Consider the following 19,239-nt stretch of genomic DNA (forward strand, 5'->3'; position numbering starts at 1 on the left):
CACACTCCCATCCAGGCGGGCACGACGCCGCGATATCGAGCCCGAAGGTTCACGGGGGACATCGTAGGCATCGGTGCTTCAGGTGGCGTACAGCGTGACGTGTCAGATGGTGGTGATGTAGCGGGGGCGGCTGGAAGTTGTCCGGTTGCTGGCTCGTGGTCGCGGCGAGGTCCGGAGCGGATTGTTCGGCGAATCCGAAACGGCGCAACCTTTCTCGGATTCGAGGTAAACGGCATACTTGGCGACCGGATAACGCGGTTCGCCGGGTTTGGTGTACGAAACCGGATGTGGGGTGGGTGGTGTGAAATGATCGGGGTGTCGGCGTGACCGTGGCGTCGGATCGGAAGACTCATATCGGCGGCCTCGGTCGTCGCACAAGGTGAGGGGATGCGATTCGGATGACGTATGGACAGCAGCAACCCGGGTATCCACCGGCGGGGCCGAAACTCGGTGTCGGCGACGCCATCGGTTACGGGTGGGACAAATTCAAGAACAATGCGGTGGTGTGGGTCGCCATCGTCCTGATCGCCTTCATCATCCAGGTGGCGATCAACTTCCTGTTCGGTTTGGGTAACACCACCGATACCGATGCCGACGGTGACTTCAGCATCGGTTTCGGTATCTGGCAGTTCATCGGCACGGTGGTCAGTGCCATCATCGGTTATTTGATCTCCGCCGCGTTCGTGCGTGGCGCGCTGCACGAAACCGACGGGCGCAAGCCGGGATTCGGTGACTTTTTCAAGTTCACGAATGTCGGCGCGGTGATTTTGGCGGGCATTCTGGTCGGTTTGGCGACCGGTATCGGCTTCGTGCTGTGCATCCTGCCGGGTCTGGTGATCGCCTTCTTCACCTGGTGGACGATGCAGTTCGTGATCGACCGCGATCAGGACGCGATCTCGGCGATCAAATCCAGCTTCTCGGCGATATCCAGCAATGCCGGACCGTTGTTGCTGCTGGCGCTGGCGCTGTTCGGTATCAATATCGTCGGCGCGCTGCTGTGTGGCCTCGGCCTGCTGGTGACGGTGCCGTTGACGATCATCGCCTCCACCTACGCCTATCGGGTGGTGACGGGTGGTCCGGTCGTCGGGGCGGCGGCCACACCGGAACCGGGGTACCCGCAGTACGGCGGGCCCGCAGGCGGATTCGGTGAGCCCGGGTACCCGGGCGAGCAGGGGTACCCCCGTGAGCAGGGGTACCCGGGTCAGCCCGGTCAGGCGGGGTACCCGGGTCAGGGTCAACCCGGCCAGTACCCAGGTCAGCCCGGACAGTACCCAGGCCAGCCCGGCCAGTACCCAGGCCAGCCCGGCCAGTCGGGATATCCAGGTCAGCCGGGCCAGCCAGGATCCGGCGGACAGCCTGGCTACGGTGGCCCCGGTTACGGCGGTCCGGCCGAAGGCGGCCAGGGCCAGGGTGGTCAGGGCTACGGTGGCCCCGGCGGCCCCGGCCAGGGACCCGGCTACGGAACACCTGGTGGCCCCGATCTCGGCAAGCCCGGCGAGGGCTACGGCGGCCCCGAAGAGAACCGCTGACCGAATCGACAAGGGGCGTGCGATGACCACATCGCACGCCCCTTTCGTGTACTACTCGCAGCCGACGCCGTTGCCATCTCGGTCGAGGCCGTACTCGTCGGGGCCGATCACCTGGACGCGTCCGGTGTAGTAGGGACCGTTCCCGCTGCCGCCCTCGCAGTCCACATCGCTGACGATGGGCAGGCAGGGGGAGTAGGACTTGTGGCAGTTGCCGGACGGTTGTGCGGTGGCCACAGCCGGTGTCGCGATCGCGAAGGCGAAGGCCGCGATGGCGGCGGATCCGAGGGTGACGGCGTACTTCATGGTGCTCCGATCAGTTGTGCAGCGGCGCACAGCGTTTCACGGGTGGGCGGTTTGCCGGAAATCTGCCGATCGGTACCTGCGGGTAATCTCGGAGTCTCGAACGTCGGGGAGGTCTGATGCGGGGGAAGTGGCGAGGGTGGTCGTGGTGGGTGCGCGGCGCGGTGGTCGCGCTCGTGCTGCTTGTGGTGGTGTTGTCGCCGGTTGTCGTCGCGGTGACGTACCTGCTGGCCCAGAACATCGGTGAGCAGTCCGACCAGGCGCGGACCAGGGGCGAGGACGCGTTCTGGCTCGGGCACGCGTGGGTGGACGGGCGCAAGAGTGACGCCGATGTCGACGAGTTGGCGATCATGCTGGCGGGCACCGGAATTCGTGATCTGTACGTGCACACCGGTCCGCTCGAGCACGACGGGAGTCTGCGCGACGATCTGGCGCCGCGGGCGCAATGGTTCGTCGACGCGGTCCATGCCAAGCTGCCCGGCATCCGGGTGCAGTCGTGGCTCGGCGATGTCGTGCAGCCCGAATTCGACGGCCTGGATGTGGAATCGGCGCAGTCGCGCGAGCGGGTGGTGGCCTCGGCGCGGCGGGTGCTCGCCTACGGATTCGACGGCGTGCACTACGACCTGGAGCCGGTGCGGTCGGGATCGCCGGGGTTCCTCGCGTTGCTCGACGCGACCAAGGCGGTGACTTCGGCTGCACGTGTGCCGCTGTCGGTATCGGCGCCGGTCATCGATCCGCTGCCGGGACTGCACTCGGTGGGGCTGGCGGTCGCCGATCACGGGAAGTGGTGGAGTCAAGCCTATTTCGCCGACGTCGCGCGCCGGGTCGACCAGGTGGCCGTGATGTCCTACGACACCGCGATGCCGACCGAAGCACTCTACAGCGGGTACGTGGCGCAGCAGACCGAACTGGCAGCGGAGGTGACCCCGCACGAGGTGGATCTGCTGATGGGGGCGCCCGCGTTCTGGGCCGACGATCCGGGGCATCACGGTGCGGCAGAGACAGTGGCCGCTGCGGTACGCGGGATTCGGCTCGGGCTCACGCGAGCCGATGTAGACCGCGAGAACTTCGGGGTGGCGCTGTACGTGGATTTTGCTGCCAGGCCTCAGGATTGGGCGGACTATCGGCAGGGATGGTGCCGACTGCCCGGCTGAGACGGTTCGGTCAGGCCGCGGTCCTGCTCAGCCACGGGTGATCGGGATGGACCCGCGCCAGCCAGGACGACAGCCGGGCGCGCCGGTCCTCGGACAGCAGCGGCAGGACCCGGCGGAAATCCGCATCGTCCTTGGCGCGGTTGGCCTTTGCCTTGAACAGCAGGACCACCTCCGGGATCACATACGGAATGCCGGAGGTGGTGGTGAGGATCAGTTCGGCGTAGGGGAGGGTGATCGTCGGATCGCGCCGGCAGATCCAGGTGTCGCCGCGGTGCGGTTCGCGGAAGACGTCGAGGTGGAACGCGCCGGTGAACGGGTCGCGCAGCCAGGCCTGATGCAGGTCGGTGCGGTCGGCGGCGTCGGCGTAGGGCCAGAGGTGACCGTCGCCGACGATGTCCCATTCGTATTCCGGGAACGCGGCCGCGATCTCGGGGAAATCTGTTCGGGGAACGGTGATTTCGATGTCGGCGTGGGCGCGGGAGATGCCTCCGGCGAACAGATCGATGGCCCAGCCGCCCGCTACCGCCCACGGCGCGGTGCAGGCACTCAGGCGGGCGGCGACCACGCTGGGTGTCCACGGGTCCCAGCGGCGATCGGCTTCGGTTGCGGTGATCGGACGTGCGCCGTCCGGCGAGCTCATGCCTCCATCATGTCCACCGGCGCAGGCCGCGCAAGGCCGTTGTGGCCGATGGTGATCGAGGTGAGACGGGTTCGTGAGGATTCAGCGACGACGGTCCATGAGCCAGGCCAGGGGACGGCGGTGGTGCGGGCGGGCGCGGTTCTCCCAGCGCGGGTTGTCCTCGTCGCGACGGTAGACCGCGACCTTGCCGGCGACGGTGAAGCGTAGATCGCGTGCGGTGCCGACCACTTCACCGTCCGCGGCCACCGCGACGGGCGTGTGTACGGCGACCGGCAACTCGTGCATCTGGCGTTCGCCGTAGACCCGGCTGTGCCCGATCGCGGCCAGCATCAGCGCGATGACGGCGCGGGTGCGGGAGAACCGCACATCGGCGCGCAACCAGCGCACGTCGAGCAGACCCTCGTCGAGCCGGGAGCGGAACGCGGGGACGGCGCCGTGCGGGTGGTACGGGCCGTTGCCGACGAACAGGAACCACAGATCGTGCCAGCGGTCGTCGAGCAGGATCCGGATCGGTTCGGCGCGATGCAGCGTGACGATCAGCGCGGCCGCGAACGCGGGCCACTTGCCCCAGCGGTCCTCCCATTTCTCGCGCAGGCGGACCAGATCGGGGTAGGCGCCGATGCTGGCGGTGTTGATCAGATAGTGGGTGCGTGGACCGTCGGGGGTCTCGAATTCCACTGCGGCGATGTCGACTTCGACGGCCTCGCCCGCGCCGGTCGCGTCGGCGACCTCGCGCAGGTCGTAGACGCCGAGATCGCGGGCGAAGTGGTTGAGGGTGCCCGCCGGGACCACGACCAGCGGCAGGTCGTTGCGCAGCGCCACGGCGGCGGCCGCGGCGATGGTACCGTCACCGCCCGCCGCGCCGACCGCGACGATCGATGGGTCGAGCGCCTCCTGCAACAGCTCGGCGGCGTCGCGATCGGGCTGGGTGTGCAGCAGGGTCGCCGCGGGCAGTGCCTCGGCGATGTCGGGGGTGGGGTCGTAGGCGGAGTCCCCGGAACGCGGATTGATCAGCAGCAGTAGGCCTTTGCCGTCGACCAGCGCGGGGGCGTCGCGCACCACGTGCGCCTCGGCCTCGTCGGATTCGCGGATCGGCCACCAGCGGCGGGTGGCCAGTGCGACGCCGGTGCCGACGGCGGCGCCGACCAGGACGTCGGACGGCCAGTGCGCGCCGGTGTGGACGCGCGAGTAGGCGACGGCGGCGGCCACCGGGGCGACGGCCAGCGCTGTGCGCGGGCTCTCCAGCGCGACGGCGGTGGCGAAGGCCGCCGCGTTGGCGCTGTGGCCCGACGGGAACGACGACGAGAACGGCGGGTCGACCAGCCGTCGGCTGTGCGGCATGAGCTCGGCCGGTGGACGGCGGCGCGGGATCAGCGACTTGAGCACGAGATTCACCAGGAAACTCGACCCGGCCAGCGCGATCGCCCCGCGCAGGGCGGCGCGTCGCGGCGGGCCCGGCTTCACCGCCAGTACCGCCGCCGTCGCCAGCCACAGGCCGCCGGTGTTGGCCGACCTGGTCAGCCGCAGCATGCCGCGATCGGCCGCCGACTCCGGAATCCGGGACACGGCCCGGCTCATGGCGACGTCCATGCGGGCGACCCTGCGGAACCTGCGGCCGTACAACTCACTCACGGTCACGACCTTACAGCCGTTGCCGATCATCGGCTTTCGGTCGAACGGGCCCCGATCATCCCGGCCGGAATCGGATCAGGGCGCCGGGATCGTCGGCGGATCGCAATCCGCCGTTGGCGATTCGCCGGACAGCGATTGCAGCAGGCAGCCGAGGTTGATCCCGCCGCCCGAGCCGGACGGGCCGAGGAAGTCGAGACTGCCGGTGTCGGCGTGGGCGACCGGACTCGCCAGGAGCAGGGTCGCGGAGACAAGCAGCGCACCCGCGCCGGCCGTACGTAGGTTCATGACCGCAGATCCTCGCACCGGCGACCGGTCGGCGGAACCCGTCACGGTGCCCCCGATTCCTGGGGCTACCCGGCGAATCGGGAGGTTCGCGCGGCGCGGGGATCGACCGATAAGCTCGGGCCCATGACCGACAACGCGCTGCTCGAGGGCCCCATCCACGCTGTTCACGTCGAGCTCGGAGCCACCTTCGCTCCGTTCGGCGGGTGGGAGATGCCGGTGCAGTACGGCGGGACCGTCGGCGAGCACACCGCCGTGCGCACCACGGTCGGCCTGTTCGATGTGAGTCACCTGGGCAAGGCGACCGTCGCGGGCCCCGGCGCGGCGGCGTTCGTGAACTCGGCGCTGACCAACGACCTGGCCAGGATCCGGCCGGGCAAGGCCCAGTACACGCTGTGCTGCGCGGCCGACGGCGGTGTGATCGACGACCTGATCGCCTACTACGTCGGCGAGGACGAGGTGTTCCTCGTGCCGAACGCCGCGAACACCGCGGCCGTGGTCGCCGAACTGCGGAAGGTGGCGCCCGCCGGGGTCACGGTGACCGATGAACACCGTGCGTACGCGGTATTCGCGGTGCAGGGCCCCAAGTCGAGCGAGGTGCTCGCCGCGCTCGGCCTGCCGACCGACATGGAGTACATGGCCTACGCCGACGCCGAGTGGGACGGGCGCCCGGTGCGGGTGTGCCGGACCGGTTACACCGGCGAGCACGGCTACGAGCTGCTGCCGCGCTGGAACGACGCGGAAGCGGTGTTCCGCGCGCTCACCGAGCAGGTGCGGGCGGCCGGTGGGCAGCCCGCCGGGCTCGGCGCGCGCGACACGCTGCGCACCGAGATGGGCTACCCGCTGCACGGCCACGAGCTCTCGCTCGACATCACCCCGAACCAGGCGCGCACCGGCTGGGCGGTCGGCTGGAAGAAGCCGGAGTTCTGGGGCAAGGCGGCGCTCGAGCAGGAGAAGGCCGACGGTCCCCGGCGCACGCTGATGGGCCTGAAGGCGCTCGATCGCGGCGTGCTGCGGCAAGGCCAGACCGTGCTGCGCGACGGCGAACCGGTCGGGGAGACCACCTCGGGCACGTTCTCGCCGTCGCTGAAGGTCGGCATCGCGCTGGCCCTGCTCGACACCGCGGCGAAGCTGGAGCCCGGCGACGAGGTGGAGGTCGACGTGCGCGGGCGCAGGCTGCGTTGCGAGGTGGTCAAGCCGCCGTTCGTCGACACCAAAACGAAGTAATTCCGCGCAATGGATAGGATCGCATCATGACAGTCGCTGCACAGTTCTCTCGTATTCCGCATCCCGCGCCCCGTTCGGCGCAGCAGCGGGAAGAGGTACTGGCGGCCCCCGGTTTCGGGCGGTTCTTCACCGACCACATGGTGTCGATCGACTACGCCGACGGTGAGTGGGGCAACGCGCGGGTCGAGCCGTACGGCCCGCTGTCGATGGACCCGGCGACGATGGTGTTCCACTACGGTCAGGCGATCTTCGAAGGGCTCAAGGCCTACCGTCAGCCCGACGGCAGCATCGCCACCTTCCGGATCGACGCCAATGCCGCGCGTTTCCGCCGTTCGGCGGCCAGGATGGCGATGGCCGAACTGCCCGAGGAGCTCTTCGTCGAATCCGTGCGCCAGCTGCTCGAGGTCGACGCCGACTGGGTGCCCGCCGCCGGTGGCGAGGAGTCGCTGTACCTGCGGCCGTTCATGTTCTCCACCGAGGCGGGCCTCGGCGTGAAGCCCGCTTCGGCCTACAAGTACCTGCTGCTGGCCTCGCCCGCCGGCGCGTACTTCCCGCGTGGCGTGAAGCCGGTGCGGGTGTGGCTGTCGACCGAGTACGTGCGGGCCGCGCCCGGCGGCACCGGTGAGGCGAAGGTGGCAGGCAACTACGCCGCCTCGCTGCTTGCGCAGGCCCAGGCCACCGAGAAGGGCTGTGACCAGGTCGTCTGGCTGGACGCCTGCGAGCGCAGCTACGTCGAGGAGATGGGCACGAACAACCTTTTCTTCGTGTTCGGCACCGGCTCCGAGGCCCGGCTGGTGACCCCGGAACTGTCCGGTTCGCTGCTGCCGGGCATCACCCGCGACTCGCTGCTCACCCTGGCCGCCGATTCCGGCTACCCGGTCGAGGAGCGCAAGGTCTCGGTCGAGGAATGGCGTAAGGGCGCCGAATCCGGTGAGATCAGCGAGGTTTTCGCGTGCGGAACCGCCGCGGTGATCACGCCGGTCGGCTGGGTGAAATCGGCCGAGGGCGAGTTCAGCATCGGCGGCGGCGAGCCCGGCGCCGTGACGATGGCGCTGCGCGACACGCTGACCGGCATCCAGCGCGGCACCTTCGCCGACTCCCACGGCTGGATGCGCACGGTGTAGGCACGGCATTCGAAAAGGAGCGGGTCCCGAACGGGGCCCGCTCCTTTCGTCTGTCAGCCCGGCATCAAGGCCTGCCACTGCTGCAAGGTTTGCGGCCGCAGCACGTAGTTGTTGTCGCGGATCGAGGACAGTTCGGCGCTGGGCTCCTCGGAGTACCAGTGGCCGGGGTAGACGACCGGGTTGCCGTCGAGTGCGGCCAGATGACGCAGGCTGCGGAACATCTCGTCGGAGTCGCCGCCGGGGAAATCGGTGCGGCCGCAGCCGTCGACGAACAGGGTGTCGCCGGAGATGAGGCGGCCGTCGAACAGGAAGCACTGGCTGCCCGGCGTGTGGCCGGGGGTGTGCAGGAGTTCGATCTCCAGCGCGCCGACCTTGACCTTGTCGCCGTTGTCGTGGCCGGTCAGCTCGCTCGGCGCGATCCCGGTGGTCTGGGCGACCCAGTCCAGTTCCTGCTTGTTCACGTGCACCGCGACGCTGGTCTTCTCCAGCAGCTCGCGCACGCCACCGAGGGTGAAACCGAGCATGGTGCCGCCGACGTGGTCGGGGTGGTGGTGGGTGGCGAGGACGCCGGTGACGGTCATTCCGTCGGCGGTCGCGACGTCGACCAGGTCCGATGCCTTGTACGCGGGGTCGACCACGACGGTCTCGCCGGTCTCCCGGTCGCCGATCAGATACGCGAAATTACGCATCTGCGTGGCGATCGGATCGCCGACGGCGTAATCCCGGCCGGACAGCAGCTGGCGGAAGTAGAGGCGTTCGGAAGACATGTCATCACTGTATTGCCACCGGTGTGCTGGGGGAGCACCCGAGTACCGATGAGCGGACGGTCTGTGGGACCACACAACCGGCGACGCCCCGGAGTTATGAACAGTGCAGGTTTCACATTGCCGGGCGTGATTTACCCCGCGAGTGAGAACCCAACAGCCGCAAATGAAACCGTGATCTCGACCGCAGCGCCGAGCACGTCACCGGACAATCCGCCGAATCGCCGGACACTGTGCCGCGTGATCAGCACCGATACGGCGAGAACTGCGACGGTGACGAGCGGGCCGAGCCAAAGGTTGCCGGGGACCGCGAAAACTGACCAGCCGGTGGCCAGCGCCGACCAGATCAGCACCGGGGTGAGCGGCTGGGTGCCCGCCACCAGCGTGCCGAAACCCGAGTCCGGCGCCGCCTGGATGCCGCGGCGGCAGGCGAGGACGACGGCGACCCGGCCGAGCGTCACGGCCAGCGCGATCGCGAGCCAGCGGCCCTCGTCGGCGAGGGCGGCGAAGGCCACAGCCTGGATTGCGATGGCGAAGATCAGCGCGGCGACACCGAACGGACCGGCCCCGCCGGACTTCATGATCTGCCTGGCCCGCTCGGGCGGGCCGTAGCTGCCGAGGCCGTCGGCGGTGTCGGCGAGACCGTCCAGATGCATGCCGCGGGTGAGCAGGGCCAGCAGCCCGACGGTGAGGAGCCCGGCCAGCAGGGTGGTGAGTCCGGCCGCGACCGACAGGCGCGTCGCCGCCGCGGCGAGACCGCCGAGCAGCAGGCCGACCAGCGGTGCGAGCGCGATCGCGTGACCCGCGGCGCGGCGATCGACGGTGGCGGGCCCGGTGATCGGGAGAACGGTGAGCCACGAAACGGCCAGTCGCACGCTGTTCACGACGGCACTCCTCGGTCGCTGCCGTCGGGATCACACCGAGTCCGCGAGCTCACGCCCGCCGGAGGCCGTCCGGGTGTCACTTGACCAGGTCGACGGTGTCCGGCTGGTCGGCCGTGCTGACGCCCGCGTCGGCGAAGGTCGACATGTCCGCGAGGGTGGCGACGGCGGCGCGCAGGATCGGCAGGGCGGTGAGCGCGCCGGATCCTTCGCCGAGGCGCATGCCGAGGTCGACCAGCGGTTCCAGGCGCAGGTGCCGCAAGGCCAGGTCGTGGGCGGGTTCGGTGGAGCGGTGGCCGGGCAGCCACCATTCTTTCGCGCCCGCGGCGATGTCCTCGGCGACCAGCGCGGCGGCGGTGACGACGACACCGTCGAGGATGACCGGGGTCCGGCGGGTCGCGGCCTGGGCCAGGAATCCGGCCATGGCGGCGAAGTCGGCGCCGCCCGCGACGCGCAGCAGGTCGACGGGATCTTTGGCGACGGGACGGGCGCGGCGCATGCCGTCGCGGATGGCGGCGACCTTGCGGATCCAGCCCGCGTCGTCGACACCGGTGCCGCGGCCGACGGCGGCGACCGGCTCGGTGCCGGTGAGGGTGGCGATCAGGACGGTGGCGGGGGTGGTGTTGCCGATACCCATGTCCCCGGCGATGAGCAGGTCGGCGCCGGCGTCGATCTCCTCGTCGGCGATGGCGCGGCCCGCGGCCAGCGCGGCGGTGACCTCGTCGTCGGTGAGGGCGTCCTCGCGGTCGATGGACCCGCTGCTCCGGCGCACCTTGTGCTGGGAGACAGACGGATCGGTGTCACCCGCGACGGCGATATCGGCGACCCGGACCGTCGCGCCCGCGACCGCGGCCAATGCGTTCACCGCCGCGCCGCCCGCCAGGAAATTGGCCACCATCTGCCCGGTGACCGCGCTCGGATACGCCGAGACACCGTGCTCGGCGACCCCGTGATCACCGGCGAACACCACCACGCGGGCCCGCTCGAACTGCTTGGGCGGGCACACGCCCTGGCAGGCCGCGATCCAGTTGCCGAGTGTCTCGAGCCGTCCCAGCGATCCGGCCGGCTTCGTGAGCTGTGTCTGGCGCTGCTCGGCCGCCGCGCGCACCTGCGCGTCCGGGGCCGCGACAGGTCCGAATCCATGAGTCACTGGGAAGCCTTTCGACAGTGGTGCCTGGTGTCGACGCTCATCTTGCCCGGATCATGGTGCGTCGCGCCGACCGACCCGGCTCATTTCAGCCGGACCGGCAGCCCGGCGACAATAAGGAACGCCTCGTCGCACACCTGCGCGAGCCGCTGGTTGAGCGTGCCGATCTCGTCGCGGAACAACCGGCCCGACCGGGTCGCCGGGATGACACCCATCCCGACCTCGGGCGAGACGATCACCAGCCGCTGCCGGTAGGCGTCGACGGCCGCGACGAGCACGTCGCAGTCGGGGGCGACGGTGCCGCGCGGGGCATCCCAGGCGGCGCGGGCGTCGAGGCGGGCGGTGAGCCAGGTGCCGATGTCGTCGAGCAGGGTCGCGGGCGCCTCGGTGGCGAGAACCGTTGCGGGCTCGGTGTTCTCGACGGTCGACCAGTGCGCGGGGCGGCGTTCGCGATGGCCCGCGATCCGGTCGGCGAAATCATGGTCGGCGGGGTCGAGCACCGCCGTCGCCAGGTAGCGAACCGCGGGCGCGTCGGCTACCAGATTCTCGGCGAAGGCCGACTTGCCGGAGCGGGCGCCGCCGAGGACGAGGGTGCGGACCGGCGTGACACTCACAGGCATTCCAGCACGGTAGCAATCAGCGGCGATGCGCTCAGTGCGCGCCCAGAGCGTCGAGGATCATCGGACGGGCGGTGGCGAGGGACTGCTGCCAGTACGGCCAGGTGTGGGTGCCGTTGCCGAAGTCGACCCGGGCGGGGACGCCGAGGGCGGCGGTCCGGTCGCGGAAGACGCTCGCCGCGATCACCGCGAACGCTTCGATCCCGGCCGCGTTGATCGTGTCGCCGACCGCACTCGGCAGGTCGAGCGGCCCGGGGACACCGTTTCCGCTGGTGACGTACACGGGCAGGCCGCGCAGCCGGTCGGCCTGGACGGTGGCGTCGTTGCGGCTCCAGGCGGGATCGCCGGCGGCGCCCCACATGTCGTCGATATTGAAGCCGCCCTCGTGGAGCATGGCGGCCCGCATGGCCTGGTTCCACATCGGATAGGTCGGGTTGAGGAACCCGGAGAAGGATCCGGCGAAGCGGAACTGGTCGCGATGGTGGGCGGCCAGGGTCAGCGCGGCATTGCCGCCCATGGAGACGCCGGCGATCGCGTTGTTCGTGCGGGAGACGCCGTATCCGGCCAGGAAGTCGGGCAGTTCGCGGGTGAGGAAGGTTTCCCATTTGTAGGTCGTGGCTTGCTGATTGGTGCTGCTCGGGCGGTACCAATCGGTGTAGAAGCTGGAGTGACCGCCGACCGGGAACACCACAGTCACGTTGTCACCGGCGAATTGGCGCAGCGCGTCGGTATCGGTGGTCCACTGACTGTGGTCCGCGGGCGCGCGCAGACCGTCGAGCAGGTACAGCGCCGAACTGCCGCCACGCGCCGCCCACTGCACCTGGACCTTGATCGGGCCCATGCTCGACGGAACGAACAGCTCCTCGAAACCCCCTGCGGGAGCACGGGATACCGGCGCGGCAGCGGCCACGGACACGCCGATCGACGACACGACCACGGCCGCCGTGACGACCGCTCTCATCAGCCTACGAAGACTTCCCCACCCGGCATATGACACGCCAGCCAGCCTGGCCAGCGGCATACCGCCGAGTCAAGGCGATGCTGAGGGGATACAGACCGGGCAGGTGGAGAACTGTGCTGTTCACCAATCAATTCGGCGCTGGGCAAGCATTTAGATGGCTTGCCATGTATTCTGGAGGCTGAACCCGATGGCGGAGGTGGGAATGGAACCGGTCGGCAGGCGCCCGATGGAGCGCGGCGCGTCACTGGGCTACGTGGTCAATCATCTCGCCCGCCTCATGGAACAGGCGCTGCGCGACCGGATCGCCTCGCACGGCGTGGTGCCGGGTCAGTTCGCCCAACTGCTCGCCCTCTACGAGGAGGAGGGCGTCACTCAGCAGCAGTTGTGCGCGAAGGTCCGGATCGACCAGTCGACCATGGCGCACACGCTCAAACGGATGGAACGCGACGGCCTCATCGTGCGCACCGCCGACCCCGCCGACGGCAGGCGCGCCCTGATCCACCTCACCGACCGGGCGCGGCGCTTGCGCCCGGAACTCACCGTGGCCGCGCGCGAGGTGAATGCCCTTGCCACCGCCGGGTTCTCGGACGCCGACCGCGAGGTGTTCCTGCGCATGATCCGCCACGCGATCGTCACCCTGGAGGGGTAGCCGTGCTCGCTCGAATCCATCCCGTCGCCGGTGTGCTCGGACTGCTCACGATCCTCACCTTCTGGACGTCCACCGTGCTGACCGAGCTCTTCGGGTCCGAAGCCGCGGTGCGCGCGGTGAAACTGGCGATTCCGTGGGGGCTGCCGGTGCTGGTGCTCGCGCTGGCCTTGACCGGGGTCGGCGGGTTCCGGCTGGCGGGCGGCTCGACCGATCCGATCATTGCCGCGAAGAAGCGCCGGATGCCGTTCATCGCGGGCAACGGTCTGCTGGTGCTGATCCCGTCGGCGATCACGCTGGCGGTGCTGGCGGGCGCGGATCGGTTCGGGGCGGCCTTCTACGGCGTGCAGGCGCTGGAACTCACCGCGGGCGCGGTCAATATCGTGCTGATGTCGCTCAACGCGCGGGACGGTCGCCGGCTGCGGGCTCGGGGGTAGGGGCGCCGAAGCGGCGGCGGTACTCGGTGGGGGCGATGCCGACCTGGCGCTGGAAATGGTGGCGCAGCAGGGCGCCGGAGCCGAAGCCGGACTGGTCGGCGATGCGCTCGAGCGGCATGTCGGTGGCCTCGAGGAGGTGTTTGGCGAACAGGACGCGCTGGGTGGTGAGCCATTTGACCGGGGTGGTGCCGGTCTCGGCGGCGAAGCGGCGGGCGAAGGTGCGGGTGGACATGCTCGAGCGGGCGGCCAGCTCGTCGACGGTGTGCGGGTGGGCGAGATTCTCGGTCAGCCAGGTCAGCGTGGTCGACAGGCCCTCGGACCGGCATTCGGGCACCGGCTGCTCGATGAACTGGCGCTGACCACCGTCGCGCTGCGGCGGCACGACCATGCGGCGGGCGATGCCGTTGGCGGCGGCCGTGCCGATCTCGCGGCGCACCAGGTGCAGGCAGGCGTCGATGCCCGCCGCGGTGCCCGCGCTGGTGATCAGGTTGCCCTCGTCGACGAACAGGACATCCGGGTCGACGGTGGCGGCGGGGAACTGGGCGGCGAGGAGGTCGACGTAGCGCCAGTGGGTCGTGCACTTGCGGCCGTCCAGCAGCCCGGCCTCCCCGGCCAGGAAGGCGCCCGAGCACACGGTCAGGACGATCGCGCCCGCGTCCGATGCCGCCCGGACAGCCTCGACGACCCGCTCGTCGTAGCCCTGGCCGAGGGTGAACGGGAAGGCGGGAATGGCGACGAGATCGGCGTGCACGAGCTCGTCGAGGCCGTACTCGGGGGTCACCGAGACGCCTGGGGTGGTGGAGCGCAGCGGCTTGCCGGGGGTGGCGCCGCAGACCCGGAAGTCGAAGCCGGGTAGGCCGTCGGCGGTGCGGTCGAGCCCGAAAACCTCACAGACGACGCCGAATTCGAACATGGCGAGTTTGTCGTTGAGGACGACGGCAACCTTCGACAGCATCACCCCATGCTATCTGGCTGAATCTTTACGCACAATGACAGAACAGCCACTTTCGGCCGAAAAGCAACGAGCGCAAAATTTCTGCCATGGTTACTTTCTTGATCGTCCTCGCCGCCATCATCGGACTCGCCGTCCTCATCGGCCGCGGTACCGCCGGATCGACCGGGGTCGTCGACCGGGACGCCCAGCGGATCGACGCCGAACTGTCCGCCATCGCCGGCTATGCGAACTACATCCGGCCCGGCCACCACTGACAGCACGAATGCCGCCCCACCCGAGGAGGTGGAACGGCATTCGCGACAGGGAGAACTCAGACGGCGTCGCCGGGGCCGACCCGCGGCTTGGGCGCGCGCATCTTGCGGATCTGCGAGGCGCGCACGAACGCGTACCAGCCCAGCTTGAAGCCGGTGTCGGTGGTGTCGGGGAACCGCTCGATCACCCGGTTGTTCACGATCTTGCCGAGCACGAAGCCCTCGATGATCATGAACACCATCATGACCAGCATCGCGAGGGTGACGATGGTCTGCAGACCCGGCGCGACGAACATCGACATGATCAGCACCAGCGCCATCGGCATGAACAGGCCGACCAGGTTGCGGCGCGCGTCGACCAGATCGCGCACGTAGGCGCGGACCGGGCCCTGATCGCGCGGCAGCAGGTACTTGTCCTCGCCCGCCAGCATCCTGGCGCGGCGATCCTGCACGGCGGCGCGGCGATCGGCCGCCGCGGCCTTGCGGTCTTCCTTGGTGCCCTTGGCTGCCTTGCGGCGGGCGCGGGCTTCCTTGGCGGTCATCGGGGCGGGCGCGACCGGGCCGCGTCGTTTGCCTTCGGCCTCACGCCTTTTCGGGGTCGGGCGACCCTTGCCCGGCGTGGTGGAGGCGGGTACGGGAGCGGTCTGTTCGACGTCCGGCACCGAGGGGTCGACGGACTCGTCGATGGTGCTGGACTCGTCGCGACGGAACAATTTCACGTTCACCAGGCTATTCGATGGTGCCGAGCATCGGGAAATGCGGTCCGGTCAGTGGTGCGCCCGGTCTCATCGACAGTGGCGTGAGACCCCGGTCACCCCGGTCCGGCGGGTACTGTGGGGCGAACCACCCAGGTCGAATCCACGCTGCGTGGCAGGGGTGGCAAAATAGGAATAGCAGCCGCCGCGATGGTGTTGAAATCAGTCGTGCGCTGTGCACCTGAGGTCCGTTTCACGGGCCGGCCGACTTAGGAGTGTCCATGACTGTGCAGAACGAGACCGCCACCGAGACCCACGGTGCGACGCTGACCGACGCTGCCGCCGCCAAGGCGAAGGCGCTGCTCGACCAGGAAGGTCGCGACGACCTGGCCCTGCGTATCGCCGTGCAGCCGGGTGGTTGTGCCGGTCTGCGCTACCAGCTCTTCTTCGACGACCGCGTCCTCGACGGTGACATCGTCGTCGAGTTCTCCGGCGTGAAGCTGGCCGTCGACCGCATGAGCGCCCCCTACATCCAGGGCGCCTCGATCGACTTCGTCGACACCATCGAGAAGCAGGGCTTCACGATCGACAACCCCAACGCCACCGGCTCCTGCGCCTGCGGCGACTCGTTCAACTGACGCTCGGCGGCCACGCCGTGGAAAACGCTGTGGTTGCGCGGAGGTGAACCAGCGGGGGTAGCGGCTTGCTACCGTTGAAGTCCGGGATCTGACGATCCCGGACTTCTTGCTTTCCGCGCCTAGTGTCGAAGGGGCCTTGCCTCGTGTCTGTTGCCGTGTCCGCGTCTATTGCCACCGACCACCTCATGCGATTTCCCGGCAAGTTCGCCGATGTGCTGCTCGCCGATCAGCTCGATCATGTGTCCCTGAGTTTCCTCGTCGACGATCTGCAGATCCGCCGTGGCGGTGTCGCGGGCAATATCGCCTACGCGATGGGCCTGTTGAAGCAGCGTCCGGTGCTGGTGGGCGCCGTCGGCGCCGACTTCGCCGAGTACCGGCAGTGGTTGGAGTCCAACGGGGTCGACTGCTCCGCCGTGCACATCTCCGACAAAGCGCACACCGCGCGGTTCGTGTGCACCACCGACGAGGCGATGGCCCAGATCGCGTCGTTCTACCCGGGTGCGATGAGCGAGGCGCGCGATATCGATATCGCCGCGATCGCCGCCGAACACGAGGTGGACCTGGTGCTGGTCGGTGCCAATGATCCCGAGGCGATGGTCGCCCACACCCGGCAGGCCAAGGCCGAGGGCATCGCCTACGCCGCCGATCCGTCCCAGCAGCTGGCCCGCCTCGACGGCGAGCAGGCGGCCGAGCTGGTCGACGGTGCCGCATACCTGTTCACCAACAAGTACGAGTGGGCCCTGTTGCAGCAGAAGACCGGGCTCAGCGAAGCGGAGATCACCGCGAAGGTCGGCATCCGGGTCACCACGCTGGGCTCGGAAGGCGTGCTCGTCGTCGACGCCGACGGCACCGAGGTGCGCGTCGGCGTTGTTCCCGAGGTGGCCAAGGTCGACCCGACCGGTGTCGGCGACGGCTTCCGCGCCGGCTTCCTCACCGCCCACCGCGCCGGCCTGAGCCTGGAGCGCTCCGCCCAGCTCGGTTCTCTGATCGCCGTGCTGATCCTGGAGACCACCGGCACCCAGGAGTGGACCCTGAACAAGGACGAGGCCGTCGAACGCCTCACCAAGGCCTACGGCGCCGACGCCGCCGACGAACTGTCCGTGCTGCTGTAACCGAAAACCGAACGCCCCCTCGATCTTCCGATCGAGGGGGCGTTCGTGCGTCGCGGGGGACTACAGCGAGACCGGGTAGACCGGCTCCTGGATCTCCGGCTTGATCCGGTCCTCGACGAAGATGCCGTGCCAGACCATGAAGACGAGCAGGGTCCAGAGGCGGCGGCTGTGGTCGGAGACGCCGGCGCGGTGGTCGCGCAGCATCTGCAGGACCGCCGCCTTATCGATCAGGTGGTCGGTCTGGGACTCCGCGATCTGGGTTTCGGCCCAGTCGTAGAGTTCGGTGCCGCGCAGCCAGTGCCGCAGGGGGACCGGGAAGCCGAGCTTGGCGCGGTTGAGGACGTGGTCGGGGACGATCCCGTCCAGCGCCTGGCGCAGCGCGTACTTGGAGGTCTCCTTGGTGATCTTCTGGTCGTAGGGCAGGCCCTGGGCGACGCGCATGACCTCGTTGTCCAGGAACGGCACGCGCAGTTCCAGGGAGTTGGCCATGGTCATCTTGTCGGCCTTGACCAGGATGTCGCCGCGCAGCCAGGTGAACAGGTCGAGGTGCTGCATGCGGGCGACCGGGTCCCAGCCCGCGGACTGGGCGTAGATCGGGGCGGTGACGTCCTGGTGGGTCCACTCGGGGCGGAACTCGCGCAGCACCGAGCGCAGCTGCGCGTCGTTGAAGCTGCGGGCGTTGCCGTAGTAGCGGTCCTCGAGGGTGAGCGACCCGCGCTGCAGCAGGGACTTGCCGCGCTTGCCGTCGGGGATCTTGTCGCCGAGCTTGCCGACCAGCTTGCGCAGCCCGGCGGGCAGGTACTCGAAGGGCTTGAGCGACAACGGCTCCCGGTAGATGGTGTAGCCGCCGAACAGCTCGTCGGCGCCCTCGCCGGAGAGCACCACCTTGACGTGCTTGCGGGCCTCCTTGGCCACGAAGTACAGCGGGACCAGCGCCGGGTCGGCGACCGGGTCGTCGAGGTACCAGACGATCTCCGGGATGGCGGCGGCGAACTCGGCGGGGGAGACCACCTTGACGATGTGGCGGGCGCCGATCAGCTCGGCGCTCTCGGCGGCCACGTCGACCTCGGAGTAGCCCTCGCGCTCGAAGCCGGTGGTGAAGGTGATCAGCTTCGGGTTGTGCCGCATCGCCAGCGCGGCGATGGCGGTGGAGTCGATGCCGCCGGACAGGAACGAGCCGACGGTGACATCGGCGCGCATGTGCTTGGCGACCGAGTCCTCGAGCGCGGCCGCGATCTCGGCGTAACGGGCCTGCGCGGCGCCCTCGGCGAACGGGCGCACCCGGAAGTCGGGACGGAAGTAGCGGGTGGTCTTCGGTTCCTTGCCGACCTCGATGGTGGCGTAGGTGCCGGATTCGAGGCGGCGGATGTTGCGGTGCAGCGACTCGGGCTCGGGCACGTACTGCAGCACCGTGTAGTGCTCGAGTGCGCGCGGGTCGAGGTCGTCGGACACACCGAGCGGGTTCAGCAGTTCGAGCACGCTCTTCTTCTCGCTGGCGAAGGCGGTGCCGCCCGGGCCGGTGGCGATGAACAGCGGCTTGATGCCGAACGGGTCGCGCGCGAGGAACAGCTCGTTCTTCTCGGTGTCCCAGATCGCGAAGGCGAACATGCCGCGCAGCTTGCGCACGGCCTCGGGGCCCCAGAAGTGGAAGGCGGCCACGATGGACTCGCCGTCACCGTCGGTGGCGAAGATCTTGCCGTCCGGGAACTCGGCGCCGTGCTCGGCGGCCAGCTGCTCGCGCAGCTCCAGGTAGTTGTAGATCTCGCCGTTGAACGTCATCGCGTAGCGCTGCGGGTTCTCGGCGGGGCCCCAGCGCAGCGGCTGGTGCGAGTGCTCGATGTCGATGATGGAGAGCCGGTTGAAGCCGAAGATCATGTGATCGTCGTGCCAGGTTCCCTTTTCATCGGGGCCGCGATGCCGCTGGCAGTGCAGCGCGTCGTACACCTGATCGACCACCTCGGTCGTCGCCGTATCAGCTGTCAGGAATCCGAGCAGTCCGCACACGGTGTCGGCAACCTTCTCTCGTTCGATGATGGGGTGGCCACTTCCGGGCCCAAACGCTGTGTCCGAGTATGCCGCACACCGGCACGACGCGCCGCGCGCAACCCGTCGCCACGGCCACCGCGACGCGCTGAGGGCGGCAAACCGCAGGTCGCCGCATCCGGCACGGGTGCGGCGGAGTGTCGAAGACGACCCCGCGACAAGTCAGCGCCCGCTTTGGTCTACGCTGCGTAGTACTCAGGTCCT

General features: G+C 69.2%; 21 protein-coding genes. 9 read left to right on the top strand and 12 right to left on the bottom strand.

Annotation, left to right across the window (positions count from 1 at the left end; genetic code table 11):
* Positions 1-398 precede the first annotated feature (398 nt).
* Positions 399-1,529, top strand: a complete 1,131-nt coding sequence (locus ACWF9G_RS20695) for a hypothetical protein (protein ID WP_452517128.1) — start codon at positions 399-401, stop codon at positions 1,527-1,529.
* A gap of 51 nt (positions 1,530-1,580) precedes the next feature.
* On the opposite strand, the gene ACWF9G_RS20700 is transcribed toward ACWF9G_RS20695, so the two are convergent.
* Complete coding sequence (locus tag ACWF9G_RS20700) at positions 1,581-1,832, bottom strand: hypothetical protein (protein WP_452517130.1); 252 nt, start codon at positions 1,830-1,832, stop codon at positions 1,581-1,583.
* A 116-nt stretch (positions 1,833-1,948) separates the two neighbouring features.
* Between ACWF9G_RS20700 and ACWF9G_RS20705 the strand changes: the two genes are divergently transcribed.
* On the top strand, positions 1,949-2,983 hold the full coding sequence (locus tag ACWF9G_RS20705; RefSeq protein ID WP_452517132.1) for a hypothetical protein: 1,035 nt from the start codon (positions 1,949-1,951) through the stop codon (positions 2,981-2,983).
* A gap of 10 nt (positions 2,984-2,993) precedes the next feature.
* On the opposite strand, the gene ACWF9G_RS20710 is transcribed toward ACWF9G_RS20705, so the two are convergent.
* From ACWF9G_RS20710 to ACWF9G_RS20720, 3 genes are all read right to left on the bottom strand, one after another.
* Positions 2,994-3,623 carry a nucleotidyltransferase domain-containing protein gene (locus ACWF9G_RS20710; RefSeq protein WP_379309613.1) on the bottom strand — a complete coding sequence of 210 codons (630 nt, stop codon included), beginning with the start codon at positions 3,621-3,623 and terminating at the stop codon, positions 2,994-2,996.
* Positions 3,624-3,704: 81 nt separating this feature from the next.
* On the bottom strand, positions 3,705-5,255 hold the full coding sequence (locus ACWF9G_RS20715) for a phosphatase PAP2 family protein (RefSeq protein WP_452517134.1): 1,551 nt from the start codon (positions 5,253-5,255) through the stop codon (positions 3,705-3,707).
* A 75-nt stretch (positions 5,256-5,330) separates the two neighbouring features.
* Positions 5,331-5,540, bottom strand: a complete 210-nt coding sequence (locus ACWF9G_RS20720; protein WP_452504703.1) for a hypothetical protein — start codon at positions 5,538-5,540, stop codon at positions 5,331-5,333.
* A 123-nt stretch (positions 5,541-5,663) separates the two neighbouring features.
* On the opposite strand from ACWF9G_RS20720, the gene gcvT reads away from it, so the two are divergent.
* Together gcvT and ACWF9G_RS20730 are read left to right on the top strand one after the other, a co-directional pair.
* Complete coding sequence (gcvT, locus tag ACWF9G_RS20725) at positions 5,664-6,764, top strand: glycine cleavage system aminomethyltransferase GcvT (RefSeq protein ID WP_452517136.1); 1,101 nt, start codon at positions 5,664-5,666, stop codon at positions 6,762-6,764.
* A 26-nt stretch (positions 6,765-6,790) separates the two neighbouring features.
* Positions 6,791-7,888 carry a branched-chain amino acid aminotransferase gene (locus ACWF9G_RS20730; RefSeq protein ID WP_452517138.1) on the top strand — a complete coding sequence of 366 codons (1,098 nt, stop codon included), beginning with the start codon at positions 6,791-6,793 and terminating at the stop codon, positions 7,886-7,888.
* 53 nt (positions 7,889-7,941) lie between these two features.
* On the opposite strand, the gene ACWF9G_RS20735 is transcribed toward ACWF9G_RS20730, so the two are convergent.
* The 5 genes from ACWF9G_RS20735 to ACWF9G_RS20755 form a co-directional block, all read right to left on the bottom strand.
* Positions 7,942-8,655 (bottom strand): MBL fold metallo-hydrolase, encoded by a 714-nt coding sequence (locus tag ACWF9G_RS20735; RefSeq protein ID WP_189033631.1) that lies wholly within the window; start codon positions 8,653-8,655, stop codon positions 7,942-7,944.
* Positions 8,656-8,786: 131 nt separating this feature from the next.
* The gene (locus ACWF9G_RS20740) at positions 8,787-9,536 is read right to left on the bottom strand and encodes an adenosylcobinamide-GDP ribazoletransferase (RefSeq protein ID WP_452517140.1); all 750 of its coding nucleotides are present in this window, start codon (positions 9,534-9,536) and stop codon (positions 8,787-8,789) included.
* Between the two features lie 76 nt (positions 9,537-9,612).
* Positions 9,613-10,683, bottom strand: a complete 1,071-nt coding sequence (cobT, locus tag ACWF9G_RS20745; protein ID WP_452517142.1) for a nicotinate-nucleotide--dimethylbenzimidazole phosphoribosyltransferase — start codon at positions 10,681-10,683, stop codon at positions 9,613-9,615.
* Positions 10,684-10,763: 80 nt separating this feature from the next.
* On the bottom strand, positions 10,764-11,300 hold the full coding sequence (locus ACWF9G_RS20750; RefSeq protein WP_452517144.1) for a bifunctional adenosylcobinamide kinase/adenosylcobinamide-phosphate guanylyltransferase: 537 nt from the start codon (positions 11,298-11,300) through the stop codon (positions 10,764-10,766).
* Positions 11,301-11,331: 31 nt separating this feature from the next.
* Positions 11,332-12,258: an alpha/beta hydrolase gene (locus tag ACWF9G_RS20755; protein ID WP_452517146.1), complete on the bottom strand. Its 927-nt coding sequence runs from the start codon at positions 12,256-12,258 to the stop codon at positions 11,332-11,334.
* A 187-nt stretch (positions 12,259-12,445) separates the two neighbouring features.
* On the opposite strand from ACWF9G_RS20755, the gene ACWF9G_RS20760 reads away from it, so the two are divergent.
* Complete coding sequence (locus ACWF9G_RS20760; protein WP_452517148.1) at positions 12,446-12,907, top strand: MarR family winged helix-turn-helix transcriptional regulator; 462 nt, start codon at positions 12,446-12,448, stop codon at positions 12,905-12,907.
* A gap of 2 nt (positions 12,908-12,909) precedes the next feature.
* On the top strand, positions 12,910-13,341 hold the full coding sequence (locus tag ACWF9G_RS20765) for a hypothetical protein (protein ID WP_452517150.1): 432 nt from the start codon (positions 12,910-12,912) through the stop codon (positions 13,339-13,341).
* Here ACWF9G_RS20765 and ACWF9G_RS20770 read toward each other — a convergent pair.
* A complete protein-coding gene (locus tag ACWF9G_RS20770; protein WP_452517152.1) occupies positions 13,301-14,296 on the bottom strand; it encodes a helix-turn-helix domain-containing protein in 996 nt (331 codons plus the stop codon). The genes ACWF9G_RS20765 and ACWF9G_RS20770 overlap by 41 nt on opposite strands.
* Positions 14,297-14,382: 86 nt before the next feature.
* On the opposite strand from ACWF9G_RS20770, the gene ACWF9G_RS20775 reads away from it, so the two are divergent.
* Positions 14,383-14,550, top strand: coding sequence for a hypothetical protein (locus ACWF9G_RS20775; protein ID WP_189033638.1), 168 nt, complete (start codon positions 14,383-14,385; stop codon positions 14,548-14,550).
* Positions 14,551-14,606: 56 nt separating this feature from the next.
* On the opposite strand, the gene ACWF9G_RS20780 is transcribed toward ACWF9G_RS20775, so the two are convergent.
* Positions 14,607-15,209, bottom strand: a complete 603-nt coding sequence (locus ACWF9G_RS20780) for a DUF3043 domain-containing protein (protein ID WP_452517223.1) — start codon at positions 15,207-15,209, stop codon at positions 14,607-14,609.
* A gap of 314 nt (positions 15,210-15,523) precedes the next feature.
* Here ACWF9G_RS20780 and erpA point away from each other — a divergent pair, with 314 nt between their 5' ends.
* Positions 15,524-15,880, top strand: coding sequence for an iron-sulfur cluster insertion protein ErpA (gene erpA, locus ACWF9G_RS20785; RefSeq protein ID WP_067496006.1), 357 nt, complete (start codon positions 15,524-15,526; stop codon positions 15,878-15,880).
* A gap of 185 nt (positions 15,881-16,065) precedes the next feature.
* Complete coding sequence (locus ACWF9G_RS20790; protein ID WP_452517224.1) at positions 16,066-16,992, top strand: carbohydrate kinase family protein; 927 nt, start codon at positions 16,066-16,068, stop codon at positions 16,990-16,992.
* Positions 16,993-17,052: 60 nt separating this feature from the next.
* Here the strand turns inward: ACWF9G_RS20790 and asnB are convergent, their stop codons facing one another.
* Positions 17,053-18,996: an asparagine synthase (glutamine-hydrolyzing) gene (asnB, locus tag ACWF9G_RS20795; protein ID WP_452517154.1), complete on the bottom strand. Its 1,944-nt coding sequence runs from the start codon at positions 18,994-18,996 to the stop codon at positions 17,053-17,055.
* Positions 18,997-19,239 lie beyond the last annotated feature (243 nt).

It is taken from the genome of Nocardia sp. NPDC055029, assembly GCF_053608525.1.

Excerpts from the sequence above, each read along its gene's own strand:
- ACWF9G_RS20695 (WP_452517128.1), top strand. The coding sequence starts at position 399 with ATGACGTATGGACAGCAGCAACCCGGGTATCCACCGGCGGGGCCGAAA.
- ACWF9G_RS20700 (WP_452517130.1), bottom strand. The coding sequence starts at position 1,832 with ATGAAGTACGCCGTCACCCTCGGATCCGCCGCCATCGCGGCCTTCGCC.
- ACWF9G_RS20705 (WP_452517132.1), top strand. The coding sequence starts at position 1,949 with ATGCGGGGGAAGTGGCGAGGGTGGTCGTGGTGGGTGCGCGGCGCGGTG.
- ACWF9G_RS20710 (WP_379309613.1), bottom strand. The coding sequence starts at position 3,623 with ATGAGCTCGCCGGACGGCGCACGTCCGATCACCGCAACCGAAGCCGAT.
- ACWF9G_RS20720 (WP_452504703.1), bottom strand. The coding sequence starts at position 5,540 with ATGAACCTACGTACGGCCGGCGCGGGTGCGCTGCTTGTCTCCGCGACC.
- gcvT (WP_452517136.1), top strand. The coding sequence starts at position 5,664 with ATGACCGACAACGCGCTGCTCGAGGGCCCCATCCACGCTGTTCACGTC.
- ACWF9G_RS20730 (WP_452517138.1), top strand. The coding sequence starts at position 6,791 with ATGACAGTCGCTGCACAGTTCTCTCGTATTCCGCATCCCGCGCCCCGT.
- ACWF9G_RS20735 (WP_189033631.1), bottom strand. The coding sequence starts at position 8,655 with ATGTCTTCCGAACGCCTCTACTTCCGCCAGCTGCTGTCCGGCCGGGAT.
- ACWF9G_RS20750 (WP_452517144.1), bottom strand. The coding sequence starts at position 11,300 with ATGCCTGTGAGTGTCACGCCGGTCCGCACCCTCGTCCTCGGCGGCGCC.
- ACWF9G_RS20755 (WP_452517146.1), bottom strand. The coding sequence starts at position 12,258 with ATGAGAGCGGTCGTCACGGCGGCCGTGGTCGTGTCGTCGATCGGCGTG.
- ACWF9G_RS20760 (WP_452517148.1), top strand. The coding sequence starts at position 12,446 with ATGGCGGAGGTGGGAATGGAACCGGTCGGCAGGCGCCCGATGGAGCGC.
- ACWF9G_RS20770 (WP_452517152.1), bottom strand. The coding sequence starts at position 14,296 with ATGCTGTCGAAGGTTGCCGTCGTCCTCAACGACAAACTCGCCATGTTC.
- ACWF9G_RS20775 (WP_189033638.1), top strand. The coding sequence starts at position 14,383 with ATGGTTACTTTCTTGATCGTCCTCGCCGCCATCATCGGACTCGCCGTC.
- erpA (WP_067496006.1), top strand. The coding sequence starts at position 15,524 with ATGACTGTGCAGAACGAGACCGCCACCGAGACCCACGGTGCGACGCTG.
- ACWF9G_RS20790 (WP_452517224.1), top strand. The coding sequence starts at position 16,066 with ATGCGATTTCCCGGCAAGTTCGCCGATGTGCTGCTCGCCGATCAGCTC.